The sequence below is a fragment of the Dielma fastidiosa genome (assembly GCF_000313565.1).
Classification (GTDB): domain Bacteria; phylum Bacillota_I; class Bacilli_A; order Erysipelotrichales; family Erysipelotrichaceae; genus Dielma; species Dielma fastidiosa.
The window spans coordinates 1-2,677 of the sequence record NZ_HE578942.1 but is presented as its reverse complement, the minus strand read 5'-3'; the positions used below and the strand labels follow the sequence as shown (position 1 = coordinate 2,677).

Genomic DNA, 2,677 nt, shown 5'->3' with positions numbered 1-2,677 from the left:
TCCTGCTGCTTACAAATGGGTTGCTTCTGGTTCTGATTGGTATATGATCAAAGACGGTAAGATGCTGAGAAATACTTGGTTGGCTACTGACGGTGGTCGCTGGTACTACTTAGACAATGCTGGTAAGATGGTTACGAACCAATCAGTAGATGGCTGCTGGATCAATTCTTACGGCGTTTACATGAGTCCTTCTTACAACGGTTAATTGTAAATTAACTAAATTACTTAATTGGGATGTACAGAGATGTGCATCTCTTTTTCATGTGCGTACGTTTAAAAGAGGTGCTACTTTCTGTAACACCTCTTCTGGGGATTGGTAATTAAATTCTTTATTATTCTATTCTTTTTCGATTATTTAACCCATACTCCATATGAGTTGAATGTATAACCATTAACAGTCGTATTTGATACCATTTTACCTGCATCATCTACATAGTACCATTTTGATCCTTGTGAATCACTGGCGATCCAAGAGTTACGTAACATTACGCCACCCTTTACATAATACCAGTCTGAACCTGATGCTACCCACTTAGTTACTGCATTTCCATTTTCATAGTATGCCCAGTTGCCTGCGCCTTTGTCTACCCATCCGTTTAATTCAGCATTCAATGATCCGAATTTCATACGATAAGCTTCCATCAATTCAGTTACTTTACGATCTGCATTCTTAACTGTTCTTGCTTGTGCTGAAGTTAAATTATCTTCTCCATCTCCTGTCAAGAAGTAAACTGCATCATCTGCAGCAATGATTGCAGCACGGTCATTGACTGTCAATGAGATCGAATCTAACTTTTCGATGCCTGTCGTCAATGCTTCTAAGCTTGATTCTACTTTTTCCATATGAGCAACCAACTTATCCCAGTTAAATTCACCTTTTTCTTTATCCAATTTAGTGAATACACCCTTGTCAAGATCAGTTCCGTTACCGATGTTGTTTAATACAGTATTCAATTGTGCAGTTGTTGCATAGATTGATTTTGCAGATTTGTTAACATAGCTGTTACCAACTTCTTTTGTTTCAAGAGTCAGTACGACATCCAATACTTCTTCTTTGTATGCTTTCAAGATCTTGTATTCATCTACAGTCAGATTTGATTTGATTGAGCTGAATTCTTTTCCTGAAGTTAATTTTCTGTCGCTGTCTTTGTTAGTCAAGAAGTCTTTAACTGAAGTATCGTTCTTGATCAGGTCTTTATATGCTTCGTTCGTCTTAGCAACTGCTTCTTTAACAGCTTCGATCTCATCATACATATCTTCAAACTTAGTCATGTATTCTTCAACACCTGAATTATCTTTGAAAGTAGTATAATCAGATTTTTCGATTGTTACTTCTTTACCCTTCAGATCAGTGAAAGTAGTACCATTCTTGATTTGTTTGATAGCAGCATCAACATTAGCTTTTGTGATTCCTGCATCACCATATTGATCAACGAACTTCTCATAGAACTTGTCTAAGCTAGTCAGATAAGTATCTAACAGATCGCCATCGTTTTCAGCAACATAGCTGTTGACTAAGTCTTCTAATACAGATTTAGCTTCAGTTACTCTGTCTGATTTAGCAGTATCCAAGTTAGTCAGATAAGTATCGAAATCATTGAAGTCTTCTAACAGATCCGCAGCAGTAGCATAAGCAGAAGTTGTTTTGAATTCAGTATCCTCATCATATTTTTCAGCAGCAGCCAAGTTTCCGTTAGCTTTGAACATGTCATTCATAGCTGTATCCATATCCAGCATACGTTCAACAGCCTTACCTTCATCAGTAGTATTGTCTAAATATCTAGCTAATTCTTTAAGAACTGCTTTGAAATCGATGTCTAATTGAGGGATAGCACCTTTAGATAAGATAGTTACTTTGCCTAAAGAAGCAGTATTCGTTTTAGTAAATTCAACTTCATCACCAGGCTTAACATTTTCAAAAGTAAAACTAGCTTTATCGAAAGCAGAAACGATTTCGTTATATACGTTCTTAGCAGTATATCTGTCTGTGATTCCTAAACCTGTGCCTACTTCTGCGCAATTTGAATAATCTTCAAATGCTGTAGTTACAACGATTTTAACAACAACTGATTTTGCAGCATCTAAACTTCCATTGCCAACAGGATTAGTATCATCAACATCAGTTCCATCAATACTGTAAACCGCTTTTACTGCTCCAGTTTCCGTTTTATTGCCGTTTGCATCTGTGATTTTCACATTTCCAGTTACTGTAGAACTACCAGTCCAAGCACTACCAAGCATACTAGTAACATAAGTGTTAATATCGGCACCAATCTGTGCATTGTTACGAACTGCGATTGTTTCTTCTGAGCCTTTTAATGGATCATCTGCATTAATTACCGGATAACCTGTAATGCTATATCCTGTTGTAGCATAGTAGCCATAAGTTACTTTACTAGCTGCACTACTCACATCAACACCATCAGAAGCTTTTTTAAGTGATTCACTATCTACTTTGTAGCCTAAATAATACTCAACCTCTGTAGCACCAACTGTAACTGTTTTAGTTAAATCTAGTCCTTTAATTGCATTAGCTGCTTCAGTTTGAACATCTGCAATTACTTTAGCACCCGTTATTGTTTTTGAGGCATAAACATCATTTACTTTATAACTCTTTTTAGTAGTACATACAGTAGCAGCTTGTGCAACAACTGCATTACCTACAGCAGGTACAGCA

The 2,677-nt window shown here is 36.7% G+C and carries 1 protein-coding gene and 1 pseudogene; one reads left to right on the top strand and one right to left on the bottom strand.

Annotated elements, in window-relative coordinates; all coding sequences use genetic code 11:
* Nucleotides 1-205: hypothetical protein (locus DAHG_RS21545; protein ID WP_022939747.1), on the top strand; the 205-nt coding region annotated here is incomplete at its 5' end.
* A gap of 146 nt (nucleotides 206-351) precedes the next feature.
* Here the strand turns inward: DAHG_RS21545 and DAHG_RS21540 are convergent.
* Nucleotides 352-2,677: pseudogene (locus tag DAHG_RS21540) on the bottom strand (hypothetical protein); the annotation flags it as partial.